Consider the following 18,204-nt stretch of genomic DNA (forward strand, 5'->3'; position numbering starts at 1 on the left):
CTCCTTGAATTTATTTCGCACCGACGAGGCGGTCGTCTACCGCGTTACGGACAAATTCTACGTGTGGGCCGAATACCACATGAACATGGTTGCTGGAGGGGATAAAGGTTCCCAGCGAGCCAGATTCTTTAAGAATGGCCATGTCCATTTTTTTCTGATCTTTCAAATCAATACGTAACCGTGAAACGCAGTTTTCAACGCGCTTGATATTGTCTGTCCCGCCCAGCCCCTGAATCACCAGTTCGGCGACTTTGTCGTACTCTTTATTGTTCAGTAAGGTGCTGTCAGCGATTTCACTCTCGCGGCCTGGGGTCTTAATATCAAATTTACCGATCGCGAAGCGGAAGACGAAATAGAAGACAACAAAGTTAATCACGCCGAGGATAATTAAATTAATCCATTGGGTGTGTTCATACATCAAACCGAAAATACCAAAATCAAAAATAGTGCCGCGGATATAGCCGATGGAGACTTCCAGTAATTGCAGTGGAATGGTCAATAAGCCACAGAGTACCGCATAGACAATAAAGAGTTTTGGCGCGATAAACAGGAAGGAGAACTCCAGCGGTTCGGTAATATTCCCCAGCATGGCGGTTAGCACCACGGTCAGGATCATCCCTTTGGCAAATTTCTTATTCTTGAAATAGGCCATGTGGTACATCGCCAGACCAATCGCCGGAACGCGGAACAGCGTCGTGAGCATTTGTGATGAGGCAAGATAGCTGGTGAGCGTCGGCATATACTCTTTCCAGGCCGGATGGGTGGGACCAAGCTCAAACAGGATTTTATTGATAGCGGGTAAAATACCGACATAGGTCTGCCCGTCAATCAGGTACGTACCGCCTGCCGCGGTGAAACGCACGGTGGAACTGAGGACGTGGTGCAGGCCAAACGGGATCAGCAGGCGATTGAGCGTCATATAGATACCTGCACCAATGTTGGGTGCCATCATTATTGTTGATATGGCGCGCATACCTGCGGTAAACAGATCCCAGATAAAAGGAATGATCAAGCCGACGGGAATGGAAAAAGCAATGGCTAAGATCGCGACGGATTTTTTACCGCTGAAAAAGGCGAAAGCGAGAGGTAATTGCAGCCGGTAAAAACGGTCGGTTATTTTAGCTGCCAGCAGCCCGGCAATAATGCCGCCCAGCGCTTCGATTTTCAGCGTCTGAATACCTAATACCATTCCCTGTCCGACGAAAGCCATATCCTCTTTCGCCAGCGTACCTGCCAGCTTAAGATGCACATGCATGGCGATAAGCAGAGTCAGGTAAGCCACGACGGACGCAAATACAGCAATCCCTTTTTCTTTTTTAGACATACCGTAGGCGACACCCATCGCGAACAGTAAAGGAATATTATTAAAAACGACGCTGCTGATTAATCCCAGAGAAGAGAGAATTGCTCTGAAAATTTCATTGCCCAGAAAGGGGAGTTTATCAATCATATAGCTCTGCCCTAACGCAGCGCTAATTCCCATGACCATCCCCACAGGCGCCAGTACGGCGATCGGTAATAATAGCGATCGACCGAATGTCTGAATTTCATTCTTAAAATTAGCATTCATAAGTTAATCCTGACGTGAATTCTCTTGAGGATAAGATACGTTCAGGAGATTTTTGCTCAAGGGCAAATAGTGAAAAATAAAAAGCGCAGGATTTGACCATAAAAAAGCAGACTGCAGGCTAATGCTGGTCACTTAAGGATTGATTAGCTGCAAAGGTATTTTTTATTAAAGCGAAACGGATTGAACTGAAAGTCAGCGTACTGAAGCGATCCGAAGGAAGACGACATAAGGCGAATGGATCACGAAGTGACGATTTTTCCTGCCGGAAGCCTAGGTGGCAAGGGAGACGGTGAGCCTCCCTTGCCCGTTACGGGAATGAGGGTTTCAGATAAACAATGAACATACGGTGAACGGAACCCTTTGCCATTGTTAAAAATTCTCTGTTACCACAGGTTCCTTTTCTTAATGACGATGCCCGTGACCGCCGCGCCCACGACCGCGATGGTCGTCACGGTCATTCCAGCCTTCTCGGTAGCCGCGTTCATAAGCTTTGCGTTTATCCCAGCCACGATGGTAGCCGTTGTCATGACGCCACCAGCGATTTTTGCGCCACTCATAGTTATGGTGCCAGTAATCCCGGTCGCGCCAGCGGCCGCCATCCCAGTAGTTACCGTAATTATCGCGATCGCCAATTTGCAATTTTATTGATGGCAGCAGGGTGATTTCGCCAGCGTTCGCGGCCAGCGGTGTAAAAGCCATTAAGACTGCCGCCAGAATCAGTGACCTGAACATGTTTTCTCTCCTTCACGATCGAGCCGTAGCCGGCCTGTTAACGTAATATTACGGGGCAGTAAAGCCCCGTTTCATCGCCACAACTCTTAAATCGCAAGTGAGAGCACTTTTTGTTAATAAATGTGTCTTTATTTCAACCGACTCAGAATGGCATCAATCTCCGCGCACTCTTCAGGCGTAAAGTGACGGTTTGCCAGCATGCCGACGGCATCTTCAATTTGCGCCGGTTTACTGGCGCCAATCAGCACAGACGTAACTTTGTCTTCCCGAAGAACCCACGCGAGCGCCATCTGAGACAGCTTTTGTCCCCGTCGCTCTGCCAGTGCGTTCAGCGCTCGAACTTTTTCCAGTTTTTGTGGGGTGATCTGGTCCGGATTCAGAAAACGGCTGGTGCTTGCGGCGCGAGAATCCGCAGGAATACCGTTCAGATAGCGGTCGGTTAACTGCCCGCCAGCCAGCGGTGAGAAGGCGATACTACCGACGCCTTTTTCCTGTAAAAGCGACAGCAGGCTCTCTTCGACCCAACGCTCAAACATAGAATATTTGGGCTGATGAATAAGGCATGGCGTACCTAAATCGTCGAGTATTTCAATCGCTTGCCTGGCAAGTTCAGCCGGATAGTTAGAGAGGCCTACGTACAGCGCTTTGCCCTGACGGACGATATGATCCAGTGCGCGCATGGTTTCTCTGAGCGGTGTTTCAGGGTCGGGGCGATGGTGGTAGAAGATATCGACATACTCCAGCCCCAGACGCTTCAGGCTTTGATCGAGGCTGGCAATCAGGTATTTGCGTGAGCCCCAGTCCCCGTAAGGGCCTTCCCACATGGTGTAACCCGCTTTGGTGGAGATGATCAGCTCATCTCGCCACGGTAAAAAATCTTCCTGCAGGATGCGACCAAAATTTCGCTCCGCTGAACCCGGCGGTGGACCATAGTTATTCGCCAGATCAAAATGGGTGATCCCCAGATCGAATGCACGCTGTAACAGCGCCCGACTGTTTTCGACCTGCGTGGTATCACCAAAATTGTGCCACAACCCCAGTGATACAATCGGGAGCTTGAGGCCGCTCTGACCGCAGCGGCGGTACTCCATTGTCTGATAACGATTTTCAGCAGCCTGATAAGCCATATAGCCTCCTGTCAGATAAGGTGTGACTTTGAGTGTATACGTTTACACAAGGCCAGCTGCAATTAAATTTAGGGATGAAAACTGTACATCTTGCTTTCCACCCCCTTCACAGCGACTTTCCTGGACAGTCATCACAGTTCTTCGATACTCAACATGAGGTTACCGTCAGAAGGAAAGCTGTCATGCAAACCCCGTATTCCGTTGCTGATTATCTGCTGGACAGGCTGGCAGGCTGTGGTGTTGGCCATCTCTTTGGTGTGCCTGGCGATTATAATTTGCAGTTTCTTGATCACGTGATTGAACATCCCAGCGTACGTTGGGCCGGGTGTGCGAACGAGTTGAATGCGGCTTATGCTGCGGATGGCTATGCCCGGGTATCCGGGGTGGGGGCGCTGCTCACCACGTTTGGCGTAGGTGAGTTAAGCGCGATTAACGGTATCGCGGGAAGCTATGCGGAATATGTTCCTGTTTTGCATATTGTTGGCGCGCCCTGTCGCGGTGCTCAACGTCGCGGGGAGTTGATGCATCACACCCTTGGAGACGGTGATTTTCAGCATTTTTATCGTATGCAGCAGGCGGTGACGACGGCCAGCGCAGTGCTGGATGAACAAAACGCCTGTTATGAAATTGACCGCGTGCTGCGAACAATGCTCATCGAACGCAGACCGGGCTATCTGATGTTACCTGCTGATGTGGCAAAACAGCGGACCACGCCGCCGAATGACATCCTGATTGTTCCTCTGAGCGAGCCAGAAAGCAGCGTGGCAGAAGCGTTTCGCTACCATGCCCGCGAGCGGTTACTGGACAGCCCGCGCGTAGCGCTTCTGGCAGACGTTCTCGCGCAACGCTTTGGCCTGCAGCCGGTATTGCAACGCTGGATGGCGGAAACGCCGATGGCCCACGCCACGTTGTTGATGGGCAAAGGACTATTCGATGAGCGTCATCCGGCGTTTGTCGGCACCTACAGCGCTGGAGCCAGCAGCGACTATGTACGTCAGGCGATAGAAGATGCCGACACGATAGTATGTGTTGGCACACAATTTGTTGACACTTTGACCGCCGGGTTTACGCAACAGTTACCACAGGAGCGCACGATTGAGGTGCAGCCACATGCCTCACGGATTGGAAACCGTTGGTTTAACGTCCCGATGGAGCAGGCGGTAACCACCTTGCGGGAGCTGTGTCTGGAGATGTCCTTTTCACTGCCGCCAGAACGCCCGCCAGTTAGGCGTATTCAGGTTGAGAAGGGACCTCTGACGCAGGAAAATTTCTGGTATACGGTGCAGCAGTATCTGGCACCCAATGACATTATCCTCGTCGACCAGGGGACCGCTGCATTTGGCGCGGCTGCGCTCACGCTACCCGGTGGAGCGGAGGTGCTGGTTCAGCCGCTGTGGGGGTCTATCGGCTACGCGCTCCCGGCTGCATTTGGCGCGCAAACCGCCTGCCCGGACCGCCGGGTGATCCTGATTATTGGCGATGGTGCGGCGCAGCTCACCATTCAGGAACTGGGCTCTATGCTCAGAGACGGGCAATCTCCCGTTATTTTGCTGCTAAATAATGACGGCTATACCGTGGAGCGGGCTATACATGGGGCAAATCAGCGCTATAACGATATCGCCGCCTGGAACTGGACGCAGGTGCCGCAGGCGTTTCGTCGTGAATGTCAGGCGGAGTGCTGGCGTGTGGAGCAGGCGGTACAACTGGAAGAAGTGCTGGCCCGTTTGTCCCATCCGCAACGATTGTCGTTAATTGAGGTGGTGCTACCGAAAGCCGATCTTCCTGAGCTATTGCGCACGGTGACCCGTGCGCTGGAAACGCGTAACGGAGGCTAACTACTTATCGGTACGCTCGGCGATCATCATCGGTTTGCCCGCCAGCAGCAGCCAGGCGGGCAGCATGACGATGCACAGTAGCGGCAGCAGGGTGGAATCTGGCACCACCACTGCTGCCATAAACAGGCTCAGCCAGGCGTCACGGGTGACGACCAGCACCAGTCCAAGAATCGCGCAGGAGACGGTAATGGCCGCTGGCACCGCTTCAACGTGGGCGTGCAGCATCAGGCCAAGCGCGACCCCAACGAATACTGCCGGGAAAATTCGCCCGCCGCGAAAACCACTCGCAGCTGCAACCACTAATGCCGCCAATTTGATCACGGCGAGCATGAAATAATCCGATGCTCCCAGCGTCTGGCTAAATGCCATTTGCTGCATTTCGTCCAGTCCTTTAAACAAGGTAAGCGGTCCGCCGATAACGCCTAAAATGCCGAGGATTAAGCCGCCAGCCCCAAGAATCAGGACCGGGTGTTTCAATCGATGCATTAAATGGTGTAAACGCGGCAGACACCAGACAGCCACCATCCCGGCGGCAATGGCGATGGCGGCAACGACCGCACCGCTGAGGATATCGATCACGTGCATCTGCGTGTAGTGCGCGATGGGCAGTGAAAAATGGGGGTGAAAAAACAGACTGGTGGTCAGCGAGCCCGCGGCGGCGGCCATTAACGGTGCAAACAGGCGATCCCACAAAGGAACATTGTCCGAGCTATTCAGCGTTTGTGAAAAGACCAGCGCGGCGGCAACGGGGGTGCCAAATAGCGCGCCGATGGTGCCGGCAGAGGCGAGGATGGTCCAGTCCAGCTTAGCAATGCGGGGAAACATACGGCTGCCGAGCGCCACAGCCAGTGCGATATTCACGGTCATGATCGGGTGTTCCGGACCCAAACTGACGCCACCCGCCAGGCCGAGGATGAGCGCTGCCAGCAAGCCCGGAATTGCTGAGGTGGGGACCGGCATTCCAATTAACGGCTCACAGGCAGGATCCGGTCCCGCGTGACCCTGGCTGTAGCGAATAACTAACCCGACCATGATCCCCGTGAGCGTCAGCATGCCGATAATCCACAGCGGAGAGTCCTGGGCAATACCGATGCTAACGGGCAGGCGTTCCCACAAAAATTGCTGTAAAACGGACGCCACTTTCATCACAACGATCAACACCAGGCTGGAGGCAATACCAATAATTAGCGCAGGAGTTGATAGCAAGAGCATCGTTCTGGCTCGTGGATGAAGCATATTCTATTCCTTAAAACAGAGTCATAGACATAGTTTGCACAGCCTGCGCAACCGCATCGCTGCAAATGGTGCTGAAACGATAAAGTAATTATGTGATCTGGATCGATTTTCCACGGGCATCAGCCTTCAGGGCGTTGTTGTTATGCCCCCATGAATTTACAGTGTGGCAAAGATTTATTCTGACTTTAGCGGAGCAGTGGAAGAATGACAAAATATGCTTTAGTAGGTGATGTTGGCGGCACCAACGCGCGTCTTGCTCTGTGCGACATTGCCAGCGGCGAGATTTCGCAGGCAAAAACCTATTCCGGGCTGGATTACCCAAGCCTCGAGGCGGTAGTACGCGTATACCTGGATGAGCATAGCGTCAGCGTCGAGGATGGTTGTATTGCCATTGCCTGTCCGATAACCGGTGACTGGGTGGCAATGACCAACCATACCTGGGCATTCTCTATTGCTGAGATGAAAAAAAATCTGGGCTTCAGCCATCTGGAAATCATCAATGATTTCACCGCCGTGTCGATGGCGATCCCGATGCTGAAGAAAGAGCATTTGATCCAGTTTGGCGGTGCGGAACCTGTTGAAGGTAAACCGATTGCTGTCTATGGCGCAGGTACCGGACTCGGCGTGGCGCATTTGGTGCATGTAGATAAACGCTGGGTGAGCCTGCCTGGTGAAGGCGGTCACGTGGATTTTGCGCCTAACAGCGAAGAAGAAGGAATTATCCTTGAGGTCCTGCGTGCGGAAATTGGTCACGTTTCCGCAGAGCGCGTACTGTCAGGTCCGGGGCTGGTTAATCTGTATCGCGCCATCGTCAAATCAGACGGGCGCCTGCCGGAAAATCTGCAGCCGAAGGATATCACCGGGCGTGCGCTGGCTGATTCCTGTATCGACTGTCGTCGCGCGCTGTCGCTGTTCTGCGTCATCATGGGGCGTTTTGGCGGCGATCTGGCATTAACGCTGGGCACGTTTGGCGGTGTGTACATCGCTGGCGGCATCGTACCACGCTTCCTCGACTTCTTTAAAGCTTCGGGTTTCCGTGGTGGTTTTGAGGATAAGGGGCGTTTTAAAGCCTACGTACAGGATATTCCGGTATATCTGATCGTGCATGATAACCCGGGCCTGCTTGGTTCCGGTGCGCATCTGCGCCAGACGCTGGGCCATATTTTGTAAGACCAATGCCGGACGGTGCACAGCGCTTATCCGGCTTACATATATCCCGCAAAACCGCGTTTATTACGCGGTTTTTTTATGCCTGCCGCCCGCCTTTCCGACCTTCGTCACATTTCCGAATGGCGGGATTATTTGTCCAGTAAAAGCATTATTTGTCTGATAACGGTCGTTACTTTCCCCGGACCATAATTTCACTCGTTAACTATTACGAGGAAATGATTATGAGCAAAAAACTGATTGCCGTTTGCGCGTGCCCAATGGGGCTGGCCCATACCTTTATGGCGGCTCAGGCGCTGGAAGAAGCCGCGGTTGAAGCGGGTTATGAAGTGAAAATTGAAACCCAGGGTGCGGACGGAATTCAAAATCGCCTGACGGCGCAGGATATCGCAGAGGCAACGTTGATCATCCATTCTGTTGCCGTTACTCCGGAAGATAACGAGCGTTTTGAGTCGCGTGACGTCTACGAAATTACGTTACAGGACGCGATAAAAAATGCAGCTGGCATCATCAAAGAGATCGAAGAGATGGTTGCCGCTGAACAACAATAATCATCGACAGGGAATTACGTATGGCCATTAAAAAACGCAGTGCAACCGTTGTGCCTGGCGCATCTGGTGCGGCAGCGGCAATAAAAAATCCACCGGCCTCCCGCAATAGCTTCTGGGGCGAACTTCCGCAGCATGTGATGTCGGGTATTTCGCGCATGGTACCGACGTTAATTATGGGCGGGGTAATTCTCGCCTTCTCGCAACTGATCGCCTATAGCTGGCTCGATATACCTGCTGACACCGGCATCATGGATGCGCTGAACAGCGGAAAATTCAGCGGTTTTAATCTCTCATTACTGAAGTTTGCCTGGCTGTCGCAATCTTTTGGCGGCGTGCTGTTTGGTTTTGCTATTCCGATGTTTGCCGCGTTTGTCGCCAACTCTATCGGCGGTAAGCTGGCGTTTCCGGCGGGGTTCATTGGTGGACTTATGTCCACTCAGCCCACACAGATACTGAATTTTGACCCAGCGACGCTGCAATGGGCAACCAGTACCCCCGTCCCGTCAACCTTTATTGGCGCGCTGATTATCTCGATTGTCGCCGGGTATCTGGTGAAGTGGATGAATCAAAAAATCCAGTTGCCTGATTTCCTGCTGGCATTCAAAACCACCTTTTTACTGCCCATTCTTTCCGCGATCTTCGTCATGTTGGCGATGTATTACGTGATAACGCCGTTTGGCGGGTGGATCAACGGCGGAATTCGTTCTCTGCTTACGGCGGCTGGAGAGAAAGGCACGCTGATGTACGCGATGGGGATTTCTGCGGCAACGGCGATTGACCTCGGCGGTCCGATTAATAAAGCCGCAGGATTTGTCGCCTTTAGCTTTACTACCGATCACGTTCTGCCGGTAACCGCACGCTCCATTGCCATCGTGATTCCTCCAATTGGCCTCGGGTTGGCTACGCTTCTCGATCGGCGCTTAACCGGCAAACGCCTGTTCAGCGCACAGCTCTACCCTCAAGGGAAAACGGCAATGTTCCTCGCATTTATGGGCATCAGCGAAGGGGCAATCCCGTTTGCGCTGGAAAGCCCCATCACGGCAATTCCATCCTATATGGTTGGCGCTATTGTCGGATCGACGGCTGCCGTCTGGCTGGGGGCGGTGCAGTGGTTCCCGGAATCGGCTATCTGGGCATGGCCGCTGGTCACTAACCTCGGCGTCTATATGGCGGGGATCCTGTTAGGTGCGGTGATTACGGCGCTGATGGTGGTGTTCCTGCGCAACATGATGTACCGCAAAGGCAAATTGCTGATTGAGAGCCTCTGATTAAAAGGATTGTGACCATGAGCTTACTTGCCTCGCTGCGTGACTGGCTAACGGCGCAACATCTCGATGCGATGCTGCTGTCATCGCGGCAGAATAAACAGCCGCATATGGGGATCTCCAGCGGTTCAGGGTTTGTGTTTATCAGCCATCAAAGCGCGCATATTCTGGTCGACGCCCGTTACTACACCGATGTCGCTACGCGTACTCAGGGCTATCAGATCCATCTACTTGATGGCGCGCAGACGCTGTATTCACGAGTGAATCACATTATTGCTGACGAAAAGCTGCAGACGGTGGGATTTGAAGGCGAGCAGGTAAGCTGGAATACGGTGAATGGATGGTCGGGCAAACTGCGTGCCCGACTAGTGAGTGCCGTGCCGGATGTGCTCCGGCAGGTAAAAACGGCGCAGGAGATAGCCTGCATTCGCGAAGCCTGCCGGATAGCTGACCTTAGTGCTGAACATATTCGCCGCTTTATTCAACCTGGCCTCAGTGAGCGCGAAATCGCCGCTGAACTGGAGTGGTACATGCGTACGCTCGGTGCAGACAAACCCTCTTTTGACACCATTGTCGCCAGCGGCTGGCGCGGCGCGCTGCCGCACGGTAAAGCCAGCGACAAGCGTGTCGAGGCGGGTGAGTTCATCACGCTGGATTTTGGCGCGCAGTATCAGGGCTATTGTTCGGATATGACGAGAACCTTTCGCATCCCAGACGCAAACCAGCCAGCGCAAGAAAGCCCGCTGTTTTCCGTGTATCAGATTGTCCTGGCGGCGCAGCGTGCGGCGGTGGCGGCAATTCGACCAGGTCGGCGTTGCCATGAGGTTGACGCCGCAGCCAGGCAGGTCATTACGCTGGCGGGTTATGGCGATGAGTTTGGTCACAATACCGGACACGCTATCGGCATTGAGGTGCATGAAAATCCCCGTTTTTCCCCCACCGACGCGACGCCTCTGGCGGTTGGCATGCTGCTCACCGTTGAGCCGGGTATTTATCTGCCGGGGCAGGGAGGCGTGCGTATTGAGGATGTGGTGCTGGTTACGCCAGACGGCGGCGAGGTGCTCTACACCATGGCGAAGACATTGTTACACACGGGAGAAGCGTAATGGACTTATCGCTACTGAAGGCGCTGAGTGAGGCGGACGCGATCGCCTCTTCAGAACAGGAAGTGCGTCAGATCCTGCTTGAAGAGGCGGATCGTCTACATAAAAAGGTGCGCTTTGACGGCCTGGGATCGGTGCTGATCCGTCTGAATGAATCAACCGGTCCGAAGGTAATGATCTGCGCGCATATGGATGAAGTGGGATTTATCGTGCGCAGTATTTCCAGCGAAGGAGCGATCGATGTATTGCCGGTGGGAAATGTGCGTATGGCGGCCAGGCAATTGCAGCCAGTGCGGATCACCACCCGTGAAGAGAGCAAAATTCCCGGTCTGCTCGACGGAGTGCGCAGCGGTAATGACGTCAGTGCGCTGCAGGTGGACATTGGCGCGCGGTCTTATGACGAGGTACTTCAGGCCGGCGTACGCCCTGGCGATCGCGTCACCTTTGACACGACGTTTCAGGTTTTGCCGCACCAGCGAGTCATGGGCAAAGCCTTTGATGATCGACTTGGATGTTATTTGCTGGTGGCGCTGCTGCGCGAATGGCATAACGCCATTCTCCCATGTGAGGTCTGGCTGGTGGCCAGTTCCAGTGAAGAAGTGGGACTGCGCGGAGGACAAACGGCAGCACGCGCGGTCGCCCCGGATGTGGCGATCGTGCTGGATACCGCCTGCTGGGCCAAAAACTTTGATCATGGTGCGGCCAACCATCGGCAGCTTGGTAAAGGCCCGATGCTGGTGTTAAGCGATAAATCGCTGATTGCCTCGCCAAAGCTGACCGCGTGGGTTGAAAGCGTGGCCACCGATGCGGGCATTACCCTGCAGTTTGACATGTTCAGTAACGGCGGCACTGACGGCGGGGCGGTGCACGTAAGCGGCACGGGGATCCCCACGGTTGTCATGGGGCCAGCTACGCGGCATGGACACTGCGCGGCGTCGATTGCCGACTGCCGTGACATCATCCAGACGCAGCAGTTGTTGTCGGCTCTTCTTTCACATCTTACGTGCGAAACCGTGGTTCATCTGACGGATTTCAGGTGCTGATTTCGCGCTAATCAGGAGTTGTTATGCTAACGATTCAATTTCTTTGCCCGCTACCCAATGGCCTGCATGCGCGTCCGGCGTGGGAGCTGAAAGAGCAGTGCAGCCAGTGGCAAAGTGAGGTGATATTTCTTAACCATCGCCAGAACGCCAGGGCAGATGCGAAAAGTTCGCTGGCGCTGATTGGCACCGGGACGCTGTTTAATGACAGTTGTAGCTTAACCATCACCGGTCGCGATGAAGAACAGGCCCGGCGAGCGCTGGAGGAGTACCTCCTGCACCGGTTTATTGACAGCGACAGCGTTCAGCCGACGCCGGCGGAACTGGCGGCGCATCCGTTGCCGCGTTCGCTGATTCGCCTCAACCCAGACCTTCTTTATGGCACCGTGCTTGCAGGGGGCGTAGGGGCGGGTTCGCTCACGCTTTGGCAGAGCGATAATCTGGAAATCTATCGCGCGATTGCGCCGAGTGCGAAAGACAATACCCGGCTGGAGCATAGTCTGGCGACGCTTGCCGAACAGCTCAATCAGCAACTGCGCGAGCGTGAGGGTGAGAGTAAAACCATCCTCAGCGCCCATCTGTCTCTGATTCAGGACGACGGGTTTGCCGGGAATATTCGTCGCTTAATGCTGGAGCAGCATCTGGGGTTAGGGGCGGCGATTATCGCCAATATGGAGCAGGTGTGCGACAAGCTGTCGGCCTCCGGTAGCGATTACCTGCGCGAGCGCGTTAGCGATATCCGTGATATCAGCGAACAACTGCTGCACATCACCTGGCCTGAAAGACGTCCGCGCAATGCGCTGGTGCTGAATAAGCCGACGATTCTGGTCGCTGAGGATTTGACGCCCAGCCAGTTTTTAAGCCTCAATTTGCAGCATCTGTCAGGCATGATCCTGGAGAAAACAGGGCGTACATCGCATACCCTGATCCTCGCTCGCGCGTCGGCTATACCGGTGCTTAGCGGCTTGCCGCTGGAGGCCATTAGCCGCTATGCAGGCCAGCATGCGGTACTGGATGCCCGCTGTGGGGTACTGGCCATCAATCCAGACGATGCGGTTCGCGGTTATTACGCGATTGCGCAGAAGCTGGCCGATGAATGCCAGCGGCGGCAGGCGCTGGATGCCGCCCAGCCCGCGCTGACCAAAGATAATCAGCGTATTGACGTTGCAGCGAATATCGGTACCGCGCTGGAAGCGCCGGGGGCGTTTGCCAATGGCGCGGAAGGGATTGGGCTGTTTCGTACTGAAATGCTGTTTATGGACCGCGACAGCGCTCCCGACGAGCAGGAACAGTTTGAAGCCTACCAGCAGGTCTTATTGGCCGCGGGCGACAAGCCGGTTATCTTTCGCACCATGGATATTGGGGGGGATAAAAATATCCGTTACCTCAATATTCCGCAGGAAGAGAATCCGTTCCTGGGCTACCGCGCGGTGCGAATTTATCCGCAGTTTGCCGGACTGTTTCGCACGCAGCTGCGCGCCATCTTACGTGCGGCAACCTTCGGCAATGCGCAGCTGATGATCCCAATGGTGCACAGCCTTGACCAGATTTTGTGGGTAAAAAGCGAACTGCAAAAAGCGCTGGTGGCACTGAAAGCCGACGGTTTACGCCATGCTCCGACAATTTCATTGGGGATTATGGTTGAAGTGCCGTCGGTGTGTTACATCATCGACCATTTCTGCGATGAGGTGGATTTCTTCAGTATTGGTTCAAACGACATGACCCAGTACCTGTACGCCGTCGATCGTAATAACCCGCGCGTTTCGCCGTTGTACAACCCGATTACGCCGTCGTTCCTGCGAATGTTGCAGCAGATTGTCCGTGTGGCGCACGAACGCGGTAAATGGGTGGGCATTTGCGGTGAACTGGGGGGCGAAGGACGCTATTTACCGCTGCTACTGGGCTTAGGACTCGACGAGCTGAGCATGAGCAGTCCACGTATTCCGGCGGTGAAAAGTCAGCTTCGTCAACTGGAGGGCCAGGCATGCCGTGAACTCGCCATACGGGCCTGTGAGTGCCGTAGCGCTCAAGAGATAGAAGATCTGCTCAACCAGTTTGCACCGCAGAAAGACGTGCGTCCGCTGCTGGCGCGGGAGAACATCTTTGTTGGTGAATCTCTGAGTAACAAAGAGCAGGTGATTCAGTTTCTGTGCGGCAATCTTGGTGTTAATGGGCGAACTGAACATCCGTTTGAGCTGGAGGAAGATATCTGGCAGCGCGAAGAGATAGTCACCACTGCTGTCGGTTTTGGTGTGGCTATTCCGCACACTAAGTCCCAGTGGATCCGCCATTCCAGCATCAGTATTGCCCGGCTTGCTCATCCCGTTGACTGGCAGTCAGAGATGGGCGAAGTGGAACTGGTTATCATGCTGACGCTGGGAGCTGATGAAGGCATTAACCACGTGAAGGTCTTCTCGCAGCTGGCGCGTAAGCTGGTGAACAAGCCGTTCCGCCAGTCGTTGTTTGCCGCTGAAAATGCCGACAGTATTCTCGCGTTGCTGGAGGCGGAACTGACGTTTTAAGCTTCACTGAAAGAGCGCTCTCCAGCCTGCGACGATCTGGTTGCAGGCTGGATGAACGCGACCGGAAAGCGACATCATCAATGCGGCGCGTTTGGCACCGGCAGTTTCCCGGCTCTTAAGAGCGTCATTTCTTGCTTACAGAGCAGAACTACCGCCTGGCGAGCTTTAACACGGCGGGAGGTAAGGGCTCTTTTCACGGTCTGACGATCCGCACCTGATTCCAGCATCTGAAAACACATCAGGGAGAGTGCACGTCTGTTTTTCATCGCATATTCACTTTATTGAGTAAGCCTGCAGGGGGAGCTACATGCCGTTATTTTACAACGATGCAAACGGATATTACTAACCTGTTGGTGTTGTCTCACTTAACGTGCTGACTGAAAACGTACGCTGTACTCTCCCGGCGTCAGGCCAAACTGACGCCGGAACAGGCGGCAGAAATAATTACTGTCCTGATACCCGCACCGCTGTGCGACTTCGCTAATCGACAGATGGTATTTCTGTAAGATGATGCGCGCCTTCGCCATTCTGACCCACCGCAGGTACTCGACGAAACCCATGGTGCCGTGCTGGGCAAACACTTTTGACAGGTGGTTGGGCGTGATATTAAAAAACTGCGCTACGCTTTCTCGGGTCAGCGGTTGGGCATAGTTATCCTGCACCCAGTTACACATACTGTGATAGAGAAATTCAGCGCGCGGACGTTCTGTGTCAGGGCGGGTATTCACCACGCTACGACACAGATGCAGCAGGCTAAGCACCAGCGGCTGAATAATATCCTGGGCCTGAGGAGAGCGGCTTAAATGGGTTAATGCGGTGAGCATCGCCTCGCCTTCGCCGCGCTGCGGATGTGGTAACTCAATACGGCGGATCGGACGTAACAGCGATGCCGTTCGATTATCGTAAAAAGAGAGCCCCAGCCAGGCCGGAGAAAACACCAGACTCAGTAGCATCACGGGTTTATCGCTGCCGGGCAAATTCGCTGCCTTCGCCGGGATAAACAGCATGTCGCCTTCAGGTAGACTATGCTGCTGTTTTTCCAGTTGATTACTGTATTCGCCACGCAGCACGATATCGAGGCGCGGAAGGTCAATACACAAACTGCCGGACGGAAACGTGGGGGGATGGGTCGCGAACCACACGCGGCCAAGACGCTGCGGGTTCAATACCAGGCCGCTGAACAGATCGGCGAAAAACTGTTGGTCTGCGGGGAGGCCTGGCTCTTTCATCGCTCTTTCTCTGCGCTATAAGTGCATTAACTGCCTGAACTCTTTCACTTTACTCCGACTCACCGGGATTTCAAATTCCAGATCTTTTAAGCGCAAAATGTAGGTGTTGTTAAACCAGGGTTCGATCTCGCGGATTTTATTCAGATTCACACAGAACGAGCGGTGGCAGCGGAAGAAATGCGAAGCAGGCAATTTGCTGCAAAATTCAGTGATGTTCATCGGCATCACGTACGATTCGCGCCGGGTGTAGACAAACGTCATCTTTTCATGGGCTTCTGCGTAGTAGATGTCGTTGATCGGGGTCACGATGATCCGCTCATCTTTGATCAGATTGATCGTATCGTTTTCGCGGGTCACCGGACTGGCAGGCGAGGTTCCCGTTTGCTGTTGCTGCCAGGCTGCTTCCAGCTTTTGCAGCATGCCGACGATGCGTGATTCCTGATACGGCTTCAGGATGTAGTCAAAAGCCTCCAGTTCAAAGGCTTCAACAGCGTGCTCTTTCCACGCGGTAATAAAGACAATAAAGGGCTTGTGCGCGAACTGGCTGATGTTTTGCGCCAACAGGACTCCATCCAGCGAGGGAATATTGATATCCAGAAAAATGGCGTCAACGCGGTTGTGCTGGAGGTATTTCAGCACGTCCAGACCGTCGTCAAATGTGCCGACAATCTCCATTTGGCTGTGCTCTTTTATCAGCCAGCTAAGTTCCTGTTGGGCCAGGAATTCATCTTCAACAATGATGACTTTCACGACTTCACTCCTGGTTAAAGCAACAATGTGGCCGGTGCGGCTGCGGGCGAGTGCTGATTAGGCACATAAAAGGCAATCTCTGTGCCTGGCTCCAGACGGCGGATATGGAGGCCCTCGCCGTAGAGCAGCTTAACGCGATGATGCACATTTAACAGACCAATTTTATTGCCCGGCATTTCATTGGATTCGACCCGTTCAATCACTTTTGGATCGATGCCGTGGCCCGTATCCCGCACGGCAATCCGTACCCGATTACCGCACTCCGCAACGCTGATGGTGACCACCCCTTTTCCTTTGCAGGGTTGAATCCCATGGACGATAGCGTTCTCTACCAGCGGCTGAATCAGCAGGCTGGGAATATAACAGCTTACCTCTTCATCGATATCATAAATAACCGTCAGCTTGTCGCCAAAACGGGCCTGTTCGATGGCGATGTAATCCTTGATTTGATATAGCTCTTTTTTGATGTCGATCTGCTCATCGTCTTTTAATTCAATATTATAGCGAAGATAGCGCGATAAATTAAAAATCAGCTGGCGCGCAGTGTCTGGATTCAGCCGCACCGACGATGAAATTGCGTTCAGGGCGTTAAACAGGAAATGGGGATTTATTTTACTTTGTAGCGCACGCAGCTCTGCCTTATTTGCCATTTCGCGTAGCTGCTCCGCCCGGGAGACTTCCAGCTGAGTCGAGATAATTTGCGACAGGCCGATGGCCATTTCTTGTAGTGAGGAGGTTATCTGGTGGGCGTGACAGTAGTAGATTTTTAGCGTACCGGTGACAACACCTTTCTCCCAAAGCGGAATCACCAGCATGGAGTGTATTTCCGGCGTACGGTGCGCTTCATCATTGTTTTTAATGATGATTTTTCCGTAATTGATCGCCTGTTGCGTAGTCGGACTGACGAAATCATCATTATCGCGGTAGTTAAGTTCACCCACGCCAACGTAGGCCAGCACGTGCTGGGTGTTGGTAATAGCGACGGCATCAGCATGGATATCATGGCGGATAATTTCGCACACCTGGCGAAGCGATTCGCTATTGACCTGGCGAAAAAGTGGCAGAGTTTTGTTGGCGATATCCAGAGCAAGCTTAGCCTGCTTCGCGGCGCTAGCTTCTTTCTCGCCTTCCACGCTTTGCACCAGCATGACGATAAAACCAATGCAGACACTACCAAGAATCATTGGGATGCCGATTTTCGAGACGATATCCAGCCCCAGTTCGGTGGTGGGCGCCCAGGCGACGACGAGGATCATGGTCAGAGATTCGCACAGCATTCCGCCTAAAATACCCGCACGCCAGTGCTGCGCTTTGGGGATCCTACGGTTGATCCAGCCGGCAATGCAGCCTGCCATAATGCTGGTGATAAAGCAGGGCAGGGCGGTTACGCCGCCGATGTCGATCAGGTAGCGGTGGGTGCCCGCGATCAGGCCTGTAATGATACCGACCCAGGGACCGAACAGAATTCCCCCTGACATGACGGCGATAATACGTACGTTAACCAGTGAGCCTTCTACCGGTACGCCGGACCAGGTACTGAACAGGGCAAACATTGAGAACATCGCGGTAACGGCGAGCAGCTCTTTCGGGGAGTGGGCTGACTTGTGCAACAGTTCGCGAAACAGGCGGATACGAATCAGGAAAAACAGACAGAACAGCATCAGCGCTGCCCGGTCGAATACCGCCAGCAGCATATTGAATATTTCGTGCACGGGTGACTCTTGCGCAAGGGTTAAACCTCTATGATAGGTAACCTGAGGCTGGATGACCAGCACACCCGCAGCCTGTAGCTAATGGGGAAAAACCTTAATATTAAAAGGGGATTGTTGCATGATTGTTGTATTTACAATGCCTGTCCTGTCAACGGAGCGCACAAAGTAATATGTTTAACAATAAAATGTTAAATAGTGGTAATTTTAAGCGGAGTGTGAAAAATTTTATTTCCTCATTTTTTCTGGCTATTCCTCTTTTATCTCAATAAAAAATATTTTGTTTTGCCTCTCGACAGAAGGAAATTATTCAGGCTATTTTCTAAACGTGCCACCATCGTGGCAGCGTCGCTCGGACGGTCCGGGCG

Annotated in this window: 15 protein-coding genes; 7 read left to right on the top strand and 8 right to left on the bottom strand. The window is 53.4% G+C overall.

The annotated features are described in order from the left end of the window. Positions 1-10: 10 nt before the first annotated feature. From OGV75_RS20015 to mgrA, 3 genes are all read right to left on the bottom strand, one after another. On the bottom strand, positions 11-1,570 hold the full coding sequence (locus tag OGV75_RS20015; RefSeq protein ID WP_016153907.1) for a PTS transporter subunit EIIC: 1,560 nt from the start codon (positions 1,568-1,570) through the stop codon (positions 11-13). Between the two features lie 402 nt (positions 1,571-1,972). Then, positions 1,973-2,302: a DUF2502 domain-containing protein YpeC gene (ypeC, locus tag OGV75_RS20020; RefSeq protein ID WP_016153906.1), complete on the bottom strand. Its 330-nt coding sequence runs from the start codon at positions 2,300-2,302 to the stop codon at positions 1,973-1,975. A 128-nt stretch (positions 2,303-2,430) separates the two neighbouring features. After that, positions 2,431-3,429, bottom strand: a complete 999-nt coding sequence (mgrA, locus tag OGV75_RS20025) for an L-glyceraldehyde 3-phosphate reductase (protein WP_016153905.1) — start codon at positions 3,427-3,429, stop codon at positions 2,431-2,433. Between the two features lie 182 nt (positions 3,430-3,611). Between mgrA and OGV75_RS20030 the strand changes: the two genes are divergently transcribed. Next, entirely contained in the window at positions 3,612-5,264 is a 1,653-nt protein-coding gene (locus OGV75_RS20030; RefSeq protein ID WP_286481098.1) for an alpha-keto acid decarboxylase family protein, read from the top strand. On the opposite strand, the gene OGV75_RS20035 is transcribed toward OGV75_RS20030, so the two are convergent. After that, a complete protein-coding gene (locus OGV75_RS20035; protein WP_053389666.1) occupies positions 5,265-6,500 on the bottom strand; it encodes an ion channel protein in 1,236 nt (411 codons plus the stop codon). 204 nt (positions 6,501-6,704) lie between these two features. On the opposite strand from OGV75_RS20035, the gene glk reads away from it, so the two are divergent. The 6 genes from glk to ptsP all read left to right on the top strand — a co-directional run bounded on the left by glk (position 6,705) and on the right by ptsP (position 14,148). Beyond that, a complete protein-coding gene (gene glk / locus OGV75_RS20040; protein WP_016153902.1) occupies positions 6,705-7,670 on the top strand; it encodes a glucokinase in 966 nt (321 codons plus the stop codon). Positions 7,671-7,891: 221 nt separating this feature from the next. Then, positions 7,892-8,218: a PTS fructose transporter subunit IIB gene (locus tag OGV75_RS20045; RefSeq protein ID WP_003028254.1), complete on the top strand. Its 327-nt coding sequence runs from the start codon at positions 7,892-7,894 to the stop codon at positions 8,216-8,218. A 20-nt stretch (positions 8,219-8,238) separates the two neighbouring features. Next, the gene (locus OGV75_RS20050) at positions 8,239-9,486 is read left to right on the top strand and encodes a PTS fructose transporter subunit IIC (RefSeq protein ID WP_220222098.1); all 1,248 of its coding nucleotides are present in this window, start codon (positions 8,239-8,241) and stop codon (positions 9,484-9,486) included. A gap of 17 nt (positions 9,487-9,503) precedes the next feature. Next, positions 9,504-10,589, top strand: coding sequence for an aminopeptidase (gene ypdF / locus OGV75_RS20055; protein WP_286481099.1), 1,086 nt, complete (start codon positions 9,504-9,506; stop codon positions 10,587-10,589). Then, positions 10,589-11,629, top strand: a complete 1,041-nt coding sequence (gene ypdE, locus OGV75_RS20060) for an aminopeptidase (protein WP_286481101.1) — start codon at positions 10,589-10,591, stop codon at positions 11,627-11,629. Before ypdF ends, ypdE begins: the two co-directional genes overlap by 1 nt. A 23-nt stretch (positions 11,630-11,652) precedes the next feature. After that, entirely contained in the window at positions 11,653-14,148 is a 2,496-nt protein-coding gene (gene ptsP / locus OGV75_RS20065; protein WP_286481102.1) for a phosphoenolpyruvate--protein phosphotransferase, read from the top strand. Between the two features lie 77 nt (positions 14,149-14,225). Here the strand turns inward: ptsP and OGV75_RS20070 are convergent, their stop codons facing one another. From OGV75_RS20070 to OGV75_RS20085, 4 genes are all read right to left on the bottom strand, one after another. Continuing rightward, positions 14,226-14,414, bottom strand: a complete 189-nt coding sequence (locus OGV75_RS20070; RefSeq protein ID WP_032931709.1) for a hypothetical protein — start codon at positions 14,412-14,414, stop codon at positions 14,226-14,228. Between the two features lie 99 nt (positions 14,415-14,513). Next, on the bottom strand, positions 14,514-15,377 hold the full coding sequence (locus tag OGV75_RS20075; RefSeq protein WP_279273492.1) for an AraC family transcriptional regulator: 864 nt from the start codon (positions 15,375-15,377) through the stop codon (positions 14,514-14,516). Between the two features lie 15 nt (positions 15,378-15,392). Further along, a complete protein-coding gene (ypdB, locus tag OGV75_RS20080) occupies positions 15,393-16,127 on the bottom strand; it encodes a two-component system response regulator YpdB (protein WP_016153896.1) in 735 nt (244 codons plus the stop codon). 14 nt (positions 16,128-16,141) lie between these two features. After that, a complete protein-coding gene (locus tag OGV75_RS20085; protein ID WP_286481103.1) occupies positions 16,142-17,839 on the bottom strand; it encodes a sensor histidine kinase in 1,698 nt (565 codons plus the stop codon). Positions 17,840-18,204: the final 365 nt, after the last annotated feature.

Origin of the sequence: Citrobacter sp. Cb028 (assembly GCF_030336705.1) — a bacterium.
GTDB lineage: Bacteria > Pseudomonadota > Gammaproteobacteria > Enterobacterales > Enterobacteriaceae > Citrobacter > Citrobacter braakii.